The organism is Umezawaea sp. NPDC059074 (assembly GCF_042738955.1).
Classification (GTDB): Bacteria; Actinomycetota; Actinomycetes; order Mycobacteriales; family Pseudonocardiaceae; genus Umezawaea.
This window is the reverse complement of sequence record NZ_JBHYHC010000117.1, coordinates 890-15853: the sequence shown is the minus strand read 5'-3', so window position 1 is coordinate 15853 and position 14964 is coordinate 890. Positions and strand designations below refer to the sequence as shown.

Below are 14964 nucleotides of genomic sequence, written 5' to 3'. Positions count from 1 at the left end.
CCACCTGCCTGAACCCCAGGATTTACATCGTTGGCACAACGTTGTAAAAAAGCTACGATCGCCCCAGCCCCCCGTCGCTCGACACCTCAGGCCGCACCCACCCTGCACCGGGAGCACAGCCATGTCGATTGCACGTCGTACCCTCCTGCGCGGCGGTCTCCTGACCGCGGGCGGAGCCCTGCTCCGCGCCCCGGCGGCCCAAGCGGCCGCCCCGCTCTACCCCGTCAACAGATCCCCCCTCCGCCCCTCGGCCTACCTCCGCCTCCCGCCCGGCGCGGCGAAGGCGACCGGGTGGCTCGCCACCCAGCTCGACCGCCAGGTCTCCGGCCTGAACGGGCGCTACCAGGAGTTCTCGCACTTCCTCCGGTTCGCCGACTCGGGCTGGACGCGGCCCGACCTCGACGGCTGGGAGGAGGTGCCGTACTGGCTGCGCGGCTTCGGCGACCTCGGGTACGTCACCGGTGATTCGCGGGTCCTCGCCGACACCGAGCGCTGGATCAACGCCGTCATCGCCACGCAGGCCTCCGACGGCTACTTCGGCCCGACCCGGCTGCGGACCGCGCTCAACGGCCACGCCGACCTGTGGCCGCACATGCCGATGCTGCACGCGCTCCGGTCGTGGGCCGAGTTCCGCGGCGACACGCGGGTCGACTCCCTGCTGACCCGGTACTTCCGCTTTATGGCGACCCAACCGGACGGCGTGTTCTCCGACGGCTGGGGCGCGACCCGGTGGGGTGACACGATCGACGTCGTCCACTGGCTCTACAACCGCACGGGCGACTCGCCGCTGATCGACCTGACCCGGCGGATCCACCAGCACTCGGCGAACTGGGTCGACCGCGTCGCGAGCCTGCACAACGTGAACTTCGCGCAGGGGTTCCGGGAGCCCACGCAGTTCTGGCTGCTGTCCGGCGACGCGGCGCACCGGGCGTCCAGCTACCACACCTACGACACGGTCATGGCGGCGTACGGCCAGTTCCCCGGTGGCGGGTTCGCCGGGGACGAGAACGCGCGGCCGGGGTACGGCGATCCCCGGCAGGGCTTCGAGACGTGCGGGGTCGTGGAGTTCATGGCCAGCCACGAGCTGCTGACCCGCGTCACCGGCGACCCGGTGTGGGCCGACCGGACCGAGGAGCTGGCGTTCAACCTGCTGCCCGCCTCCTTGGACCCGCTCGGCAAGGTCACGCACTACGTGACCAGCGCGAACGCCGTCCAGCTCGACAACGCGCCGAAGGGGCGGCGGCAGTTCCAGAACGGGTTCGCCATGCAGGCCTACAAGCCGGGCGTCGACCAGTACCGGTGCTGCCCGCACAACTACGGCCAGGGCTGGCCGTACTACGTCGAGGAGATGTGGCTCGCCACGCCCGACGGCGGGCTCGCGGCCGCGCTGCACGGCCCGTCGCGCGTGACCGCGAAGGTCGGCGACGGGACCGCGGTCACCATCACCTCGGAGACCGGCTACCCCTTCACCGACACCATCACGTTCACCGTCGCCACCCCGAAGGCGCTGGCGTTCCCGTTCGCCGTGCGGATTCCGGGCTGGTGCCCGAACCCGTCGCTCACGGTCAACGGGGCCGCGGTGGCCGCGCAGGGCGGACCCCGGTTCGTCACCGTCGACCGCACCTGGGCGAACGGCGACAAGGTCGTGCTGCGGCTGCCGATGGCGCCGCGCACGCGGGTGTGGACGCGCAACCACAACGCGGTGTCCGTCGACCTCGGCGCGCTCACGTTCTCGCTGCGCGTCGACGAGCGCTGGACCCGCTCCGCGGGCACGGACGCGTGGCCGGAGTACGAGGTGCGGCCCGGATCGGCGTGGAACGTCGGCCTGACGCCGAACCAGCAGTTCACCGTGTCCACCGGCGGCAGCGTGACCGACCCGTTCACGCTCGCCACCGCGCCGGTCCGGATCGCCGCGCGGGTGCGGGACATCCCGGACTGGGAGGCCGACGGCGAGAACGTCGTGGCGACGCTATCCGACGGCCCGGTCGCGACCACGGGGGCCGAGCGCACGGCGGAACTGGTGCCGATGGGCGCGGCGCGGCTGCGGATCACCGCGTTCCCGCAGACCGGCGGCGCGCGGACGTGGGGGACACCGGGCGTGCCGTGCCGGGTGCAGAACAAGAACAGCGGCAAGGTCTTGTCCACTTCGGACGCCAGGGTAGTGCAGTTCGCCGACGACGGGTCGGCCGACCGCCTGTGGCGGCTGGTGGACCTGGGCAACGGCCGGGTGAAGGTGCGCAACGAGCGCACCGGCAAGGTGCTGGGCGTGGACGGCATGTCGACCGCGAACTCCGCGCAGGTCGTCCAGTTCGACGACAACGGCACCGCCGACCACCGGTGGACGCTCGTCGACAACGGCGACGGCTGGTTCCGGCTCCGCAACGTGAACTCCGGCAAGGTCCTCGGCGTGGACCAGATGTCCACGGCGGACTCGGCGAGGGTGGTGCAGTTCGACGACAACGGCACGGCGGACCACCTGTGGCGGATCATCCCGGACGGCCCTGTCCGGATCAGGAACCTCAACTCCACCAAGGTGTTGGGCGTGGACCAGATGTCCACGGCGGACTCGGCGAGGGTCGTGCAGTACGACGACAACGGCACGCTCGACCACCTCTGGCGGTTCGTGCCGGACGCCAACGGCTACTTCCGGATCCGCAACGAGAACTCGGGCAAGGTGCTCGGCGTGGACGGCATGTCGACGGCCAACTCCGCGCGGGTCGTCCAGTTCGGTGACACCGGCACCGCGGACCACCTGTGGCGGCTCAGGCCGGACACCGACGACCTCTGGCGGGTGCAGAACGCCAACAGCGGCAAGGTCCTGGGCGTGGACGGCATGTCCTACGACAACTCCGCGCAGGTCGTGCAGTTCGACGACAGCGGCACCGCCGACCACCTGTGGAGGCTGTCGTGATCCGCGTCCTGGTCACCTCGCTGCTGCTCGGCCTCGCACCGGTCACGCCGCCGCCCAGCACGGACACCGTGCCCACCGCGGCGGCCGTCGTGTGCACCCTGTCGTGCGACACGCTCGACCCGTCGCGCACGCGGCAGGAGATCTTCCCGGTCCCGGAACGGCAGGTCAACGGCCGTCGCGTGGTCCTGCACGTCTCCGACGTCGACGGCATGGGCTGGGCGTCGGTCGACAACGGCGTCGCGGGCGACGGCGTCTGGCTCGACCGGTCGTGGGACGGCGGCGCGACCTGGGAGGGGCTGCTCGGCCGCGCGACCATCCCCGGTTCGTGGACCGGCACCCGGACGCTGATGTACAACGTCACCGATCCCGTCGGGCACAAGCGCGGCCTGCTCCGGGCGTGCGGCGACGGCGCGGGCGTGGTCTGCACGGACTGGATCTACCCGACGGTGTGCGACGTGACCTGCGACCGCACCGACGCGGGCCAGGCGAACGGCGACACCCAGCCCGTGCCGTCGACGACCCTGTTCGGCCGGGTGATCCGCCTGCACGTCGACCGGAACTCCATGGCCTGGGGCACGATCGAGGCGGGCGGTCCGGGTGACGAGGTGTGGCTGGACCGGTCGTGGGACTCCGGCGCGTCCTGGCCGGGCGGCTCGTCGTTGGGCCGGGTCGGCGTCACGTCCGGCACGTCCACCAGGACCACGATGTTCGCCACCCGCGACCCCCGAGGCAGGCACTACGGCGGCGCGGTCCGCGCGTGCGGCCGGGAAGCCGCCCACGCCCAGGGCAGTTGCACGGCCTGGGCCCGCCCCACGCCGACCCGGACGGCCGCAGCGGCCGACGCCCTGGCCTACTCCTACGACCCGTACGCGGCCTGGTGGCCCAGCAGCTGGTGGAACTCCGCCGCCACGCTCACGGCGTTGACCGCCTTCGCCGCCCGGACCGGAAACCACCAGTACGACTGGATGATCGCCCGCACCTTCGACGTCAACCGCGGCACGTTCGCGGCGGGCCAGCGCAGCTCCGACCCCGTCGAGGGCAACTTCATCAGCCGCTCGATCGACGACACGGCCTGGTGGGGCCTCGCGTGGATCGGCGCGTACGACCTCACCCGCGACGCGCGCTACCTGTCGATGGCCACCACCATCGCGGCCTACGTCCACCAGTTCTGGGACACCGGCACGTGCGGCGGCGGCGTGTGGTGGGACCGCGAACGCACCTACAAGAACGCCGTCACCATCGGCCTCTACCTGCGCCTGGCGGCCGCCGTGCACAACCGCACGCCCGGCGACACCACGTGGGGGCAGCGCTCGCGCACCGCGGGGGACTGGTACCTGGCCAGCGGGTTGATCAACGGGTCCGGCCTGGTCAACGACGGTCTCACCACGGACTGCCGCAACAACGGCCAAACCGTCTGGACCTACAACCAGGGCCTGGGCATCGGCGGCCTGCTGGAGACGTGGCGCGCGACCGGCGACACCCGCTACCTGACCGGCGCTCGCCGCCTGGCCGACGCGGGCACCACGAGCCCGGTGCTGACCGTCGGGGGAGTGCTGACCGAGTCCTGCGACACCGGCACCCGCGCGTGCGACGACAACCAGAAGCAGTTCAAGGGCGTCTTCGCCCGCTACCTCGCCGACCTGGCCCAGGCGACGGGCGTGGCGGCCTACCAGCAGTTCGGCCAGCGCCAGTCCGACTCGATCTGGTCGACCGACCGCGACCCGCTCAACCGGGTGGGGCAGCGGTGGGCCGGTGGCACGCCGAACCAGGTCGACTGGCGCACGCAGGCGAGCGGACTGGAGGCGTTGACGGGCTAGCCGACTCGATAGCTTCAGTGTTGACCAAAGGTCAATATCCGGACTAGCGCGAACGGCCGCGACGAGCAGGGAGTCGTGGCCGTTCGCCGCGTCGGTGATCATGTCCGGATATGGCCAGACCTCGTCGCTCTCGGGCGAGAGGCTGTTCTCCTCATCATCGTGATCTGGAGGAAGTACCGAGATGGACGTCCGCGAGAAGGCCCGTTCGTTCCGCGCGCTGCACACCAACGGTCCGCTGGTGCTGCCGAACGCGTGGGATCCGGGGTCGGCGGTGGCGATCGAGGCCGCCGGGGCGAAGGCGATCGCCACCACGAGCGCCGGGGTGTCCTGGGCGTTGGGCGTGCCCGATGGTGGTGGGTTGACGCGCGCGGAGGCCCTGGACGCCCTGCGGCGGATCGTGACGGCGGTGACCGTGCCGGTGACGGCGGACGTCGAGGACGGCTACGGCGCGGTGGCGGAGACGGTGGCCGAGGTGCTCGCCATCGGGGCCGTGGGGGTGAACCTGGAGGACAGCCGCGGGGGTGTGCTGGTCGACCCGGCCGAGCAGGCGGACCTGTTGGCCGCCGCCAGGGAGGCCGGGGGAGCGGACCTGGTCCTCAACGCGCGCACGGACACCTTCCTGACCGGGTCGGGGTCGCCCGCCGAGCGGTTGGCGGACACGGTGGTCCGGGCCGAGCGGTACGCGGCCGCGGGTGCGGACGTGCTGTTCGTGCCGGGACTCGTGGACCCGGTCGCGATCAAGGAACTGGTTGGTGGGCCGTTGCCGCTGAGCGTGATGGCGTTCCCCGGCGCGCCGAGCGTGCGGGAGCTGGCCGAGCTGGGGGTGGTGCGGATCAGCGTGGGGTCGGGGATCGCGCAGGCGGCGTACGGGCTGGCGGCGGCCGCGGCTCGTGAGCTCCTCGGCGCGGGCACGTACGGGGCGTTGGAGGACGCGTTGAGCTACGGGGAGCTCAACGACCTGCTCCGCTGAGCAGCAGGTGGACCGTGGCGAGGGAGCGCCACGGTCGCCAGGCGTCGGGGGTGTCGGGCAGGGGGGAGGCGTCGCGGAAGCCCAGGCGCAGGGCGATCCGGTGCCGGGTGGCGTGGTCGAGGAACGGCAGCGACGACAGCGGGTCGTCGAGCGCGCCCGCCACGACGGCGCGGGCCAGTTCACCGACGGTGCCGGGCTCGTCGGTGAGGGCTTCGGCGGACGGGAACGCGTGGGTGAGGCCGTGGGGGAGGCCGGGGACCGGGGTGCCGTGGGCGCGGACGAGGTCGCCCACCCGCTCGGGGTCGACGGCCGCTTGGGCGGCGGTCTCGAACGGTCCCCACGCGCCGGGGACGCGGACGCCGGGGCGCAGCGGGCGCAGGGTGTCGTCGTGGCTGAGGTGTGCGACGGCGGCGGTGTGGTCGATGTCGAGGCCGAGCAGGCGGGCGGCGCGCTCCACGACGTGGATGACACCCTCCCAATAGGGCAGGTGGGTGCGCAGCAGGAGGTGGTCGGGGCCGCCGGGGCCGATCTCCAGGAGGCCGGGGGCGCCGTCGAGGGTGATGGTGCGGCGGTAGACGTCGCCCTCGACGGACTCGACTCCGGGGACGGCGCGGTCGGCCAGCAGGGTGAGGGTGGCGTTCCAGTCGTAGGGCGCGGTGAACGGCAGCCGCAGGGGGAGACCGCCGTCGGCGGTGAGGCGGTCGCCGCGTCGACGGCGGTCGCGGAGCTCGCCGGGGGCATACCGGAAGACCTCGCGCATGGCGCGGTTGAACTGGCGCAGGCTGCCGAAGCCGGAGGCGAACGCGACGTCGGCGATGGGCAGGTCGGAGTCGTCGAGGAGCCTGCGGGCGAAGTGGGCGCGGCGGGACCGGGCGAACTGGTCGGGCGTGACGCCGAGGTGGTCGTGGAAGAGGCGGCGGAGGTGGCGGGCGGACAGGCCGACGCGCGAGGCGACGGTGGACTCGTCGCCCGCGTCGAGGGTGCCGTCGAGGATGATCCGCACGGCTCGGCAGACGAGTTCGGGCGCGTCGTCGGCGACGGTGCCCGCGACCCGGTAGGGGCGGCAGCGCAGGCACGCCCGGTAGCCCTCGGCCTCCGCCGCGGCGGCGAGCTCGAACGTGCGGACGTTCTCGGCGAGCGGTTTCGCGCCGCAGCCGGGACGGCAGTAGATCCCGGTGGTCCGCACGGCGGAGTACGTGGTCACGCGGTCATGGTGCCGGGCGGTCGCGAACCCGCGCCGGCCGTTTTCGGACATCACCCGCACGCGCGGAGCACACGTCCGTCACACCGGTGATCAGTAGGGTCGCGGGGACCGACCGCGACCGTCCTGGGGAGTGACGTGGTTCCACCGCTAGGTCCGCCGTTGAGGCTGCTCACCGCCGCGCTGGCGCTGACCGCGTGCTCGGCGCAGCCGCAACCCGTCGTCGTGGGCGAGGTGTCGGTGCCCGCGTCCACGACGAGCAAGGCGTTCCCCGAGGGGGTGGCCGCCGACTACCAGCTCGGCGGCGCGTACCCGCCGCCCGCCGGGGTGCGGCTGGTCGTGCGCGACAGCACCGCGCAGCCGGAGAACGGGCTCTACAACGTCTGCTACGTCAACGGCTTCCAGACCCAGCCCGCCGAGCGGGACCTGTGGCTGAACGAGCGGCGCGACCTCGTCCTGTTCGGAAAGGACGGACAGCCGCTGGTCGACTCGAACTGGCCGGACGAGCTGATCTTGGACACGTCGTCGCCGGAGAAGCGGGCGAGGCTCGCGGTGTTCGTCGGCGCGACCATCACGACGTGCGCCACCTCGGGCTTCGACGCCGTGGAGATCGACAACCTGGACTCCGACACCCGCTCGCACGGCGCGATCACCCTGGACGACAACCTGGCGTTCGCCGCGCAGCTCGCCGACGCCGCGCACAGCCGGAACCTGCTCATCGGGCAGAAGAACTCGGCGGAACTGGGCAGCCGGGGCCGCGACGAGGCGAGGTTCGACTTCGCCGTGGCCGAGGAGTGCGTCGCGTTCGGCGAGTGCGCCGAGTACACGGCGGCCTACGGGCAGCGGGTGATCGACGTCGAGTACACGGACAACCCGCCGCCGGGCGGGGTGTGCGCCGACACGAGCCGTCCACGCACGACGGTCGTCCGCGACCGCTTGCTCGTGCGCGCGGGCGAGTCGGGCTACTCCTACGCGCGCTGCTGACGCGCGAACGCCGGTCGGGTTGGCGGACCCGACCGGCGTTCACCGACTACCCGTTACTGGCTACGGGTAGCTCACCACGTTCACCGGAACGGTTCCGGGAGGCGTCACCCCTCCGGTGTCGTTGATGACGTGGGTGATCAGCCCCTGGTAGTTCAGCGACACCGTGCACAGGCTGTGGAAGCGCACGTTCGCGTTGTTGGGCACCTCGAACGCGTGGTAGGCGTTGACCGAGGGGTTGACGTTGAAGAAGTTGTAGCTGCCGAGCCCCCACGCCTCGTGCGAGGTGACGTTGGCGGCGACCTTGTAGGCCGCGTACCCGTTGCGGCCGTTGGGGCTCATCCAGCTCGCCTGGTTCGGCACGTCGTAGGGCATCTCGTTCTGGAAGAAGATCGTCTTGCCGCCCTGGCCGTTCCAGATGACCTGGTACTTCTGGTAGTGCTCGACGAACAGGCCGGTCGCCAGCACGTTGTTGCCGTTGACGATCAACCCGGTGTCGCCCTTGGCCTGCGTCCAGCCCCACGTGCCCGCGTTGCCGTGGTCGGCGCGCCAGGCCCAGATGTGGTCGATGATCGTGTTGCTGCTGTTCACGATCAGGCTGGTGGTGGCGTTGCCCGCGATCGAGCCGCCGATGCGGAAGAACACGTCCTGCAACGTCGTCGGGTTGCTCGCGTGGCTCGCGGACGAGCCCGACGGACCCACGGTCAGCAGCGCCGCCGAGTTGGTCGTGCCCGCGTCGAACAGCAGGCCCTTGATCCGGACGCCGTCGACGTCGGCGACCTGCATGGCGTTGACCCCGTTGTCCGGGATCAGCGTCGGGTAGCCGATGCCGAGCACGACGGTGTTGGCCTTCGTCACGTTCAGCGTCTGGTTGAGGTGGTAGACGCCGGGCGTGAAGAACAGGTTGCAGCCCGCGGACAGCGCGGAGTTGATGGACGCCGCGTTGTCGCCCTCGCGCACCACGTAGAACTGGCTCATCGGGATCGACGTGCCGGGGGTGGAGCCGTTCGCCCAGCTCGCGCCGGACGCGTTGGTGCGCAGCGCGGGCGTGAACACGCGGTACTTGCCCGCGCTGTCGATGTAGAGGTACGGCACGTCGCGCGAGACCGGCGTGGTGGAGAGGGTGGTCTCCGGCGGGTTCGGGAACGTGGTCGCCGGGGCGCCGGTGGTGCCCGAGAACACCATGTTCCAGACGCCGCCGTCCCAGCTGCCCAGGTTGCTGTCGCGGGTGTACCACTGCTGCTGGGAGATGGACGCGGTCTGGCCGGACACCTTCGTGTCGGCGATGTAGCCGCCGCTGGCGAAGCCGTAGCTGGCCGGGTAGAGCTGGAGGTTGCCGCGGATGTCCATGCGGCGGAACGGCGCGGCCTGGGCCACGGCCCAGCGGTTGGAGCCGCCGATCGGGTTCACGGCCATGTTCTCCGCGGACCGCCAGAAGTTCTGCAGCGCCACGCCCTGGTCGGACTCGTTGAACGCGTCGACCGTGATGGCGCCGTTGATGACCACGTCACCGGGGTTCTGGCCGAGGCCCGCGACCGAGGTGTAGTAGCCGACGTCGTCGTGCACGCTGTAGGAGCCGGGCTTGAACAGGTGCGCGACCCGCCGGTTGGCCATCTGCGCGGTCAGGGTGTCCTTCTGCGCGTTGAAGTCCGCGTCGAGCTGCGACTGGATGGACGCCGCCGACATGCCGGGGTCGAAGATGCGGGTGTTCGAGCCGAAGTTCGGCACGTCCGGCTGCGTCGGGCAGCCCGCGGAGGTCCCGATCGTGTAGGTCGCGCTGGCCACGGCGGAGTTCGCCAGACCGGACTTGATGCCGATGGCGTTGACCGTGCGCGTCGACGGGACGCTGATGGGCCCGCTGTAGAGCGTCGAGGACGCCGTCGGCGTGGAGCCGTCGACCGTGTACCGGATCGTCGCGCCCGAGGTGGCGGTGGAGATGGTCACCGTCTGCGCGGAGGAGTACTGGCCGCCCGCGGGGCTGAACGTCGGCGTCGCCACCGGCGTGCCGATGACGTACGCCGCGGTGGCGACCGCGGAGGTGGTCGAGCCGGACTTGAGGCCGATCGCCTTGACCGTGGTGTTGCTGGAGACGGAGATCGCGCCGCTGTAGAGCGCGGAGGACGCCGTGGGGGTGGAGCCGTCCAGCGTGTAGCGGATCGAGGCGCCGGAGGTGGCGGTGGAGATCGTCACCGACTGCGCGGTCGCGTAGGTGCCCGCCGCGGGGGAGAAGGTCGGCGTGGCGACCGTCGTGGACCCGCCGCCGTGGGTGTAGCTGAAGTGCGGCGTGTCGTACTGCGGGCCGTTCTTCTCGTAGGTGAACCAGTAGTCGATGACGTTGCCGGTGGCCAGGCCGCTCACGGTCTTGCGCCACGTGCCGCCGCTGAGGTCCATGCGGAAGTTCTGCTGGCCCTGCCCGGTCACCACGTAGTGCACGTCGACGTAGACCGCCGTCGTGGTCGGGGTGAACGAGATCTGCGCCTGGGTCGCGTTCAGGGACGTGGCCGACTGCGTGTAGTCGTCGGCGGCGGCCGCGACGCCCGCCCCCGAGAGGGTCGAGAGCGCCGCCACGGCGAGCGCGGCGAGGGCCGCACGCCAGCGCGGACGGCGCCGGCCGGTTCTTTGAGGGCTCCGAATCACGTGGGTGCCACCTCCAAGCAGGGAAAACCGAGGACGACAAGTGGGTGAGAGCGCTCTCACAATCGGGACAGTAAACCGATTCAGGCCGACGCGGAAGAGTTACACGGAAGAAACAAGCCCGGCAGTGGGAAATACGCGGGCAAGAGGCCATCTTGCGCCCCGGCCATCACCGATTCCTACCGCTCGCCACTTGCGCTGAACAGGTCTGATGTGCTGCGCGTGAGGAGGTCGCGCGGGGGTGTGGAGGTATTCGGCTAGGCCGGAAGGCGGCGTTTTGCTGCGGCCAACGGATCAATTTCGCCATTCGTCGACCATGAGGATTTCGTGATGTGCGACATAGTCCGTGGCCAATTCCGGGCACAAAAAACCCGTGGGGTCGCGCTCGGTGAACGCGACCCCACGGGGACAGGGGTCAGAAGGACGTCAGCGTGATCGTCACCGAGCTGGGCACGCCGTCGAACACCAGCGACTCGAAGTTGCCGACGTCGTCGAAGGCGAACCCGTAGGCCTTGCCGTCGACCATGTTCGCGTGCACGGCCTTCGAGTAGTGGTCGGTGACCGGCCGCGTGTAGAACTCGCCGCCGTCGTAGGTCGGCTGGGTGTGCAGGAAGCCCAGCGTGGACCGGTGCAGCGCCGCGCACAGCGTGCGGGCGAGCGGGCCGACCACGTCGTCGTTCGGCGCGGCCAGCTTGCCGTCGCAGCCGAAGACGTCCTTGGTGGCGGGCTGCGGGAACGCCGCCACCTCCTTGCCGGTGGAGTCCTTGAACCGCAGGACGCCGTCGCCACCGGTGCGGCCGGTGTACTTGAGGTTCGGCTGGAACTGGAACGGGACCACCGTCAGGTCGGTGCTCTTGTAGGTGTTCCAGGTGTCGGTGAGGTAGCCGTCGAGGTAGTTCGGGTCGAAGCCGTCCGCGCCCTCCATGGCCAGCCGCGGCGCCAGCGCGCGCAGCCGGGTCCCGTCGGCGCGGGTGTGGATCAGCTTCGCCCAGTCGCCCGGCTCGTTCGCCAGCGCGTCGAGGATCGCGTCCCGTCCGCCGGGCTTGAGCTGCCCCTCGGTGCTCGTGCCGCGCTCACCGGTCACCGACACCGCGTGCGGCACGCTGAACATGTCGACCTGCGAGCTGTTGAGCCACAGCCCGGCGTCGTTGTAGGTGAACTCGCTCCAGTCGAACAGCACGTCCCGGTTGGGGTCGTTCGCGGCCCACGGGGCGGGCTGCACGAGCCCGCCGTCCTGGGCGAGCAGGAACGTCAGCTTCTGCCCGAACGACATGTACATGCGCCCGGAGATCCCGCGCGGCAGCTGGATCGTGGTGGTCGACCCGTTGCCGGGTCCGGCGATGGCCACGTCCGGTGCGGGGCTCGGCGGGTTCGAGCCGCCGCTCCACGGCGTGAACGCGCCCGCGGCGTTGACGTACCCCAGCTTCCCGCTGGCCAGGTCGGTGCCCAGCACGTAGAGGAAGACCTGCTCCGCTCTGCCGGAGTTGTTCGCCACGCTCAACGGCAGCAGGCTCGGCGGCTGGGCGGCGGCCTGGGCCGCCGCGGCGGAACCGAGGGGGATGCTCACCACCAGTGCGGTGAGCAGGCCGAGCAGTGTTCGCGTGCGCACAGGCAACTCCAAATCCCCGATGACCGGATGTGCGTGAGAGCGCTCTCTGAGTGAGGCCACCCCATGGTTGGAGCGGCCGTCGTCGCCGGTCAAGGGCGACCGCCCGGTCCTGTGGTCTGAAACCTGTGGTGCGAAAAGCGGTTATCCGCGCAGATAGTGGGCACGGCCGCCGGTGTGGACGTCCGGCATTGGTGCGGCGAGACTGGCACCATGACGACCTCAGAGGCCTGTGCGGTAGCCCACGGCGACGCACCAGCCGACGTCCCGGACCGCACGCTCGTGGCCGTGTTCGCGTCGCCCGTCGCCCGCTACCTGCTCGCCTACGCCGCCGACCTCGGCTACCGCACGCTGCTCGTCGACCCGGACGCCGACCGCGACGGCGAGACCACCTTCCCCGACCTCGACGAGCACACCGACGTCGTCGTCACCGACCACCACCGCCCAGAACTGGGCGAGGTCCTCCGCGACGCGCTCGCGGGCCGGTCCCGGTGGATCGGCGTCCTGGGCAACCCGCGCCACCCCGGCCCGCACGTCGAGATGCTGGCCGCGCTGGGCGTGCCGGCGACCGAGGTGGCCCGCGTGCACCGGCCCGTCGGCCTCAACATCGGCTCCCGGACACCCCCGGAGATCGCCATCGCGACCCTGGCGGGCCTCATCGCCGAGCGCACCGGCCGTCCCGGCGGCTTCGCCTTCTAACCCAGGTCGCCGAGGATGGCCTCGCCCTTGGTCAGCCAGGCGAAACCGAACGCCAGGATCGCCGCCGACTCCAGCCACAACGCCAGGTGCAGCTCGGTGTGGGGGAGCAGGTTCACCACCACGATCAGCGCCAGGCAGACGAGGATGACCCACCCCGACACCACGTACACGCGGTTGCGCTGGAGCTTGCGGGTCGTCGGCCGCGCCTTGTCGGACTTGGTGAACAGCACCAGGCAGAAGTAGGCCAAGGCCAGGAAGAACACCGACGCGAACGCCAGGTGCACCACCCCGACCACACCCTGCGCGGGCGTGTGGGTGTCCCGCGGCGTCGTCGGGAACAGCGCCACCCCGATGGCCGCTACGCCCGCGGCGGTCGCCGTGAGGTTGTCCAGCCGGTCGTAGCCCCGGTAGGAGAGCAGGAACGCCCCGACCGCGCACATCGCGCCGACGAACACGCCCCGCATCGGGCTGTAGTAGTAGCCGCTGATCGAGTCCAGGAACTCGTGGTCGACCAGCAGCACGCCCACGACCAGCACCACCGGCAACCCGATCCCGATGAACCCGATCGCCCGGCGCAGGAACAGGTACGAGTGGACGAGCGAGTCCTGTGGGGTCATGACCGCCTCCGGGTGCAGTGCCTCTGTGAAGTAGATCGGCAGGGTACGGGGAGATCACCAGCCGCCATCGGGGTGCATAACGTTCCGGGGCCCGACTCGTTGGACAGGGCAGACCCGACGCGAGAGGGGCAGGCGATGCTGCTCGAGGACGGCACCGAGCTGAACGTGGCGCGTTCCGGCGATCCGGACGCGGACGTGACCGTCGTGCTCGCGCACGGCTACGCGCTCGACCACCGCACGTGGTGGCGGGTGGTCGAAGGCCTCGGCCGCACCTGCCAGGTGATCGCGTACGACCACAGAGGACACGGCAGGTCCGACCCGGCCACAAAGGACACCGCCACCATCGACCAGCTCGCCGACGACCTGGGGGAGCTGATCGAGAGGGGCGTGCCGAACGGCCAGGTCGTCATCGTCGGCCACTCCATGGGCGGCATGGCCGCGATGGCGATGGCCGAACGCCGCCCCCGGCTCTACCGGCAACGCGTGGCGGGCGTCGTGTTCGTCTCCACGGCCGTCACCGGCCTCGCCGAGACGTCGCTGGCGTGGCCCAAAGCCGTCGGCAAGCTCGTGCGGGAACTCGAACGCGCCTTCGGTCCCATCGTCCGCGCCGTCCGCGACAAGATCGAACCCGCCAAGACCGCCGGTCTGCGCTGGTGGCTGTTCGGCGATCAGCCGCGCGCCGAGGACGTGGAGCTCACCGCGGAGATGGTGTGGGCGCACTGGCCGACGACCGTCGCCCTCTTCCGCCCCGCCGTGGACCGCTACGACCGTGAAGCGGCGTTGACGGTGGCGGGGGAGCGGCCGGTGATCGCCGTCGTCGGCGACGAGGACCGCCTCTGTCCCGAGTCGAACGCCGAGGCTTTGGCCAAGGCCGTGGGCGGGCAGGCGCAGGTCGTTCCGGACGTGGGGCACATGCTGCCGCTCGAACGTCCGGAAGAAATTGTCGCCTGCGTTGCGAAACTCACCGGCCGAGAGCCCCACATCGGATGATCGCCCGATAGGGTTTTGCCATGGTGGCCCTGAACGCCTGGTACGGCGACGAGTTGATCAGCCTTCGTGGAGCTGACGACCTGGAAGTGTTGCTCGACCGGATGACCCGCGAACACGCGGCAGCCCAAGCACCCCCGTTGCTCCAGATCTCCCGGAGAGAACGAGGGTCCTGGGCGATCCTGCACGTCGGCCTGAACCACACCCGCGGCGTAGTCGGCCACACCGACAAGTCCGGCGCCGTGATCAGCACCGACGGCACCCCGCCCACCGGTCCGGAACTCACCTACGACCACCGAGGGGAGCCCCACCCGATGCCCTCCAACGCCGAGGTCCCCGCGGCCAACGTCCGCCAAGCGGCACACGACTTCCTCCGCACCGACGGCGCCCGCCCCACGTGCGTCCAATGGCAGGCCACGGTCTCACCCGCCGACTAGTCCCACCCGAACACCCCGACCGTGGGGGGGGGGCCCCCCCCCCGGCGGCGGGCCCCACCCCCCCGACCCCAACACACCCCAAAAAAGACAAAGAACGCCCCGAG

General features: G+C 71.0%; 11 protein-coding genes. 7 read left to right on the top strand and 4 right to left on the bottom strand.

Annotated features, from left to right (window positions below):
• Positions 1 to 121 precede the first annotated feature (121 nt).
• The 3 genes from ACFWW9_RS35610 to ACFWW9_RS35600 all read left to right on the top strand — a co-directional run bounded on the left by ACFWW9_RS35610 (position 122) and on the right by ACFWW9_RS35600 (position 5698).
• Positions 122 to 2911, top strand: coding sequence for an RICIN domain-containing protein (locus tag ACFWW9_RS35610; RefSeq protein ID WP_390386682.1), 2790 nt, complete (start codon positions 122 to 124; stop codon positions 2909 to 2911).
• Complete coding sequence (locus ACFWW9_RS35605; RefSeq protein WP_390386681.1) at positions 2908 to 4728, top strand: glycoside hydrolase family 76 protein; 1821 nt, start codon at positions 2908 to 2910, stop codon at positions 4726 to 4728. Before ACFWW9_RS35610 ends, ACFWW9_RS35605 begins: the two co-directional genes overlap by 4 nt.
• A 181-nt stretch (positions 4729 to 4909) precedes the next feature.
• Positions 4910 to 5698 (top strand): isocitrate lyase/phosphoenolpyruvate mutase family protein, encoded by a 789-nt coding sequence (locus ACFWW9_RS35600; protein WP_390386680.1) that lies wholly within the window; start codon positions 4910 to 4912, stop codon positions 5696 to 5698.
• Here the strand turns inward: ACFWW9_RS35600 and ACFWW9_RS35595 are convergent.
• Positions 5679 to 6902, bottom strand: coding sequence for a helix-turn-helix domain-containing protein (locus ACFWW9_RS35595; RefSeq protein WP_390386679.1), 1224 nt, complete (start codon positions 6900 to 6902; stop codon positions 5679 to 5681). The genes ACFWW9_RS35600 and ACFWW9_RS35595 overlap by 20 nt on opposite strands.
• Before the next feature lie 159 nt (positions 6903 to 7061).
• Here ACFWW9_RS35595 and ACFWW9_RS35590 point away from each other — a divergent pair, with 159 nt between their 5' ends.
• Entirely contained in the window at positions 7062 to 7883 is an 822-nt protein-coding gene (locus ACFWW9_RS35590; protein WP_390386678.1) for an endo alpha-1,4 polygalactosaminidase, read from the top strand.
• 60 nt (positions 7884 to 7943) lie between these two features.
• Here ACFWW9_RS35590 and ACFWW9_RS35585 read toward each other — a convergent pair whose 3' ends face one another.
• Positions 7944 to 10448, bottom strand: coding sequence for a chitobiase/beta-hexosaminidase C-terminal domain-containing protein (locus ACFWW9_RS35585; protein ID WP_390386677.1), 2505 nt, complete (start codon positions 10446 to 10448; stop codon positions 7944 to 7946).
• 481 nt (positions 10449 to 10929) lie between these two features.
• Complete coding sequence (locus ACFWW9_RS35580; protein ID WP_390386676.1) at positions 10930 to 12123, bottom strand: beta-1,3-glucanase family protein; 1194 nt, start codon at positions 12121 to 12123, stop codon at positions 10930 to 10932.
• A gap of 210 nt (positions 12124 to 12333) precedes the next feature.
• On the opposite strand from ACFWW9_RS35580, the gene ACFWW9_RS35575 reads away from it, so the two are divergent.
• Positions 12334 to 12819, top strand: a complete 486-nt coding sequence (locus tag ACFWW9_RS35575) for an XdhC family protein (protein WP_390386675.1) — start codon at positions 12334 to 12336, stop codon at positions 12817 to 12819.
• Here the strand turns inward: ACFWW9_RS35575 and ACFWW9_RS35570 are convergent.
• Positions 12816 to 13436, bottom strand: a complete 621-nt coding sequence (locus ACFWW9_RS35570; RefSeq protein WP_390386673.1) for a DUF998 domain-containing protein — start codon at positions 13434 to 13436, stop codon at positions 12816 to 12818. The genes ACFWW9_RS35575 and ACFWW9_RS35570 overlap by 4 nt on opposite strands.
• A 135-nt stretch (positions 13437 to 13571) precedes the next feature.
• On the opposite strand from ACFWW9_RS35570, the gene ACFWW9_RS35565 reads away from it, so the two are divergent.
• Positions 13572 to 14426, top strand: a complete 855-nt coding sequence (locus tag ACFWW9_RS35565; protein WP_390386672.1) for an alpha/beta fold hydrolase — start codon at positions 13572 to 13574, stop codon at positions 14424 to 14426.
• Positions 14427 to 14446: 20 nt separating this feature from the next.
• Positions 14447 to 14860 carry an Imm1 family immunity protein gene (locus ACFWW9_RS35560; RefSeq protein ID WP_390386671.1) on the top strand — a complete coding sequence of 138 codons (414 nt, stop codon included), beginning with the start codon at positions 14447 to 14449 and terminating at the stop codon, positions 14858 to 14860.
• Positions 14861 to 14964 lie beyond the last annotated feature (104 nt).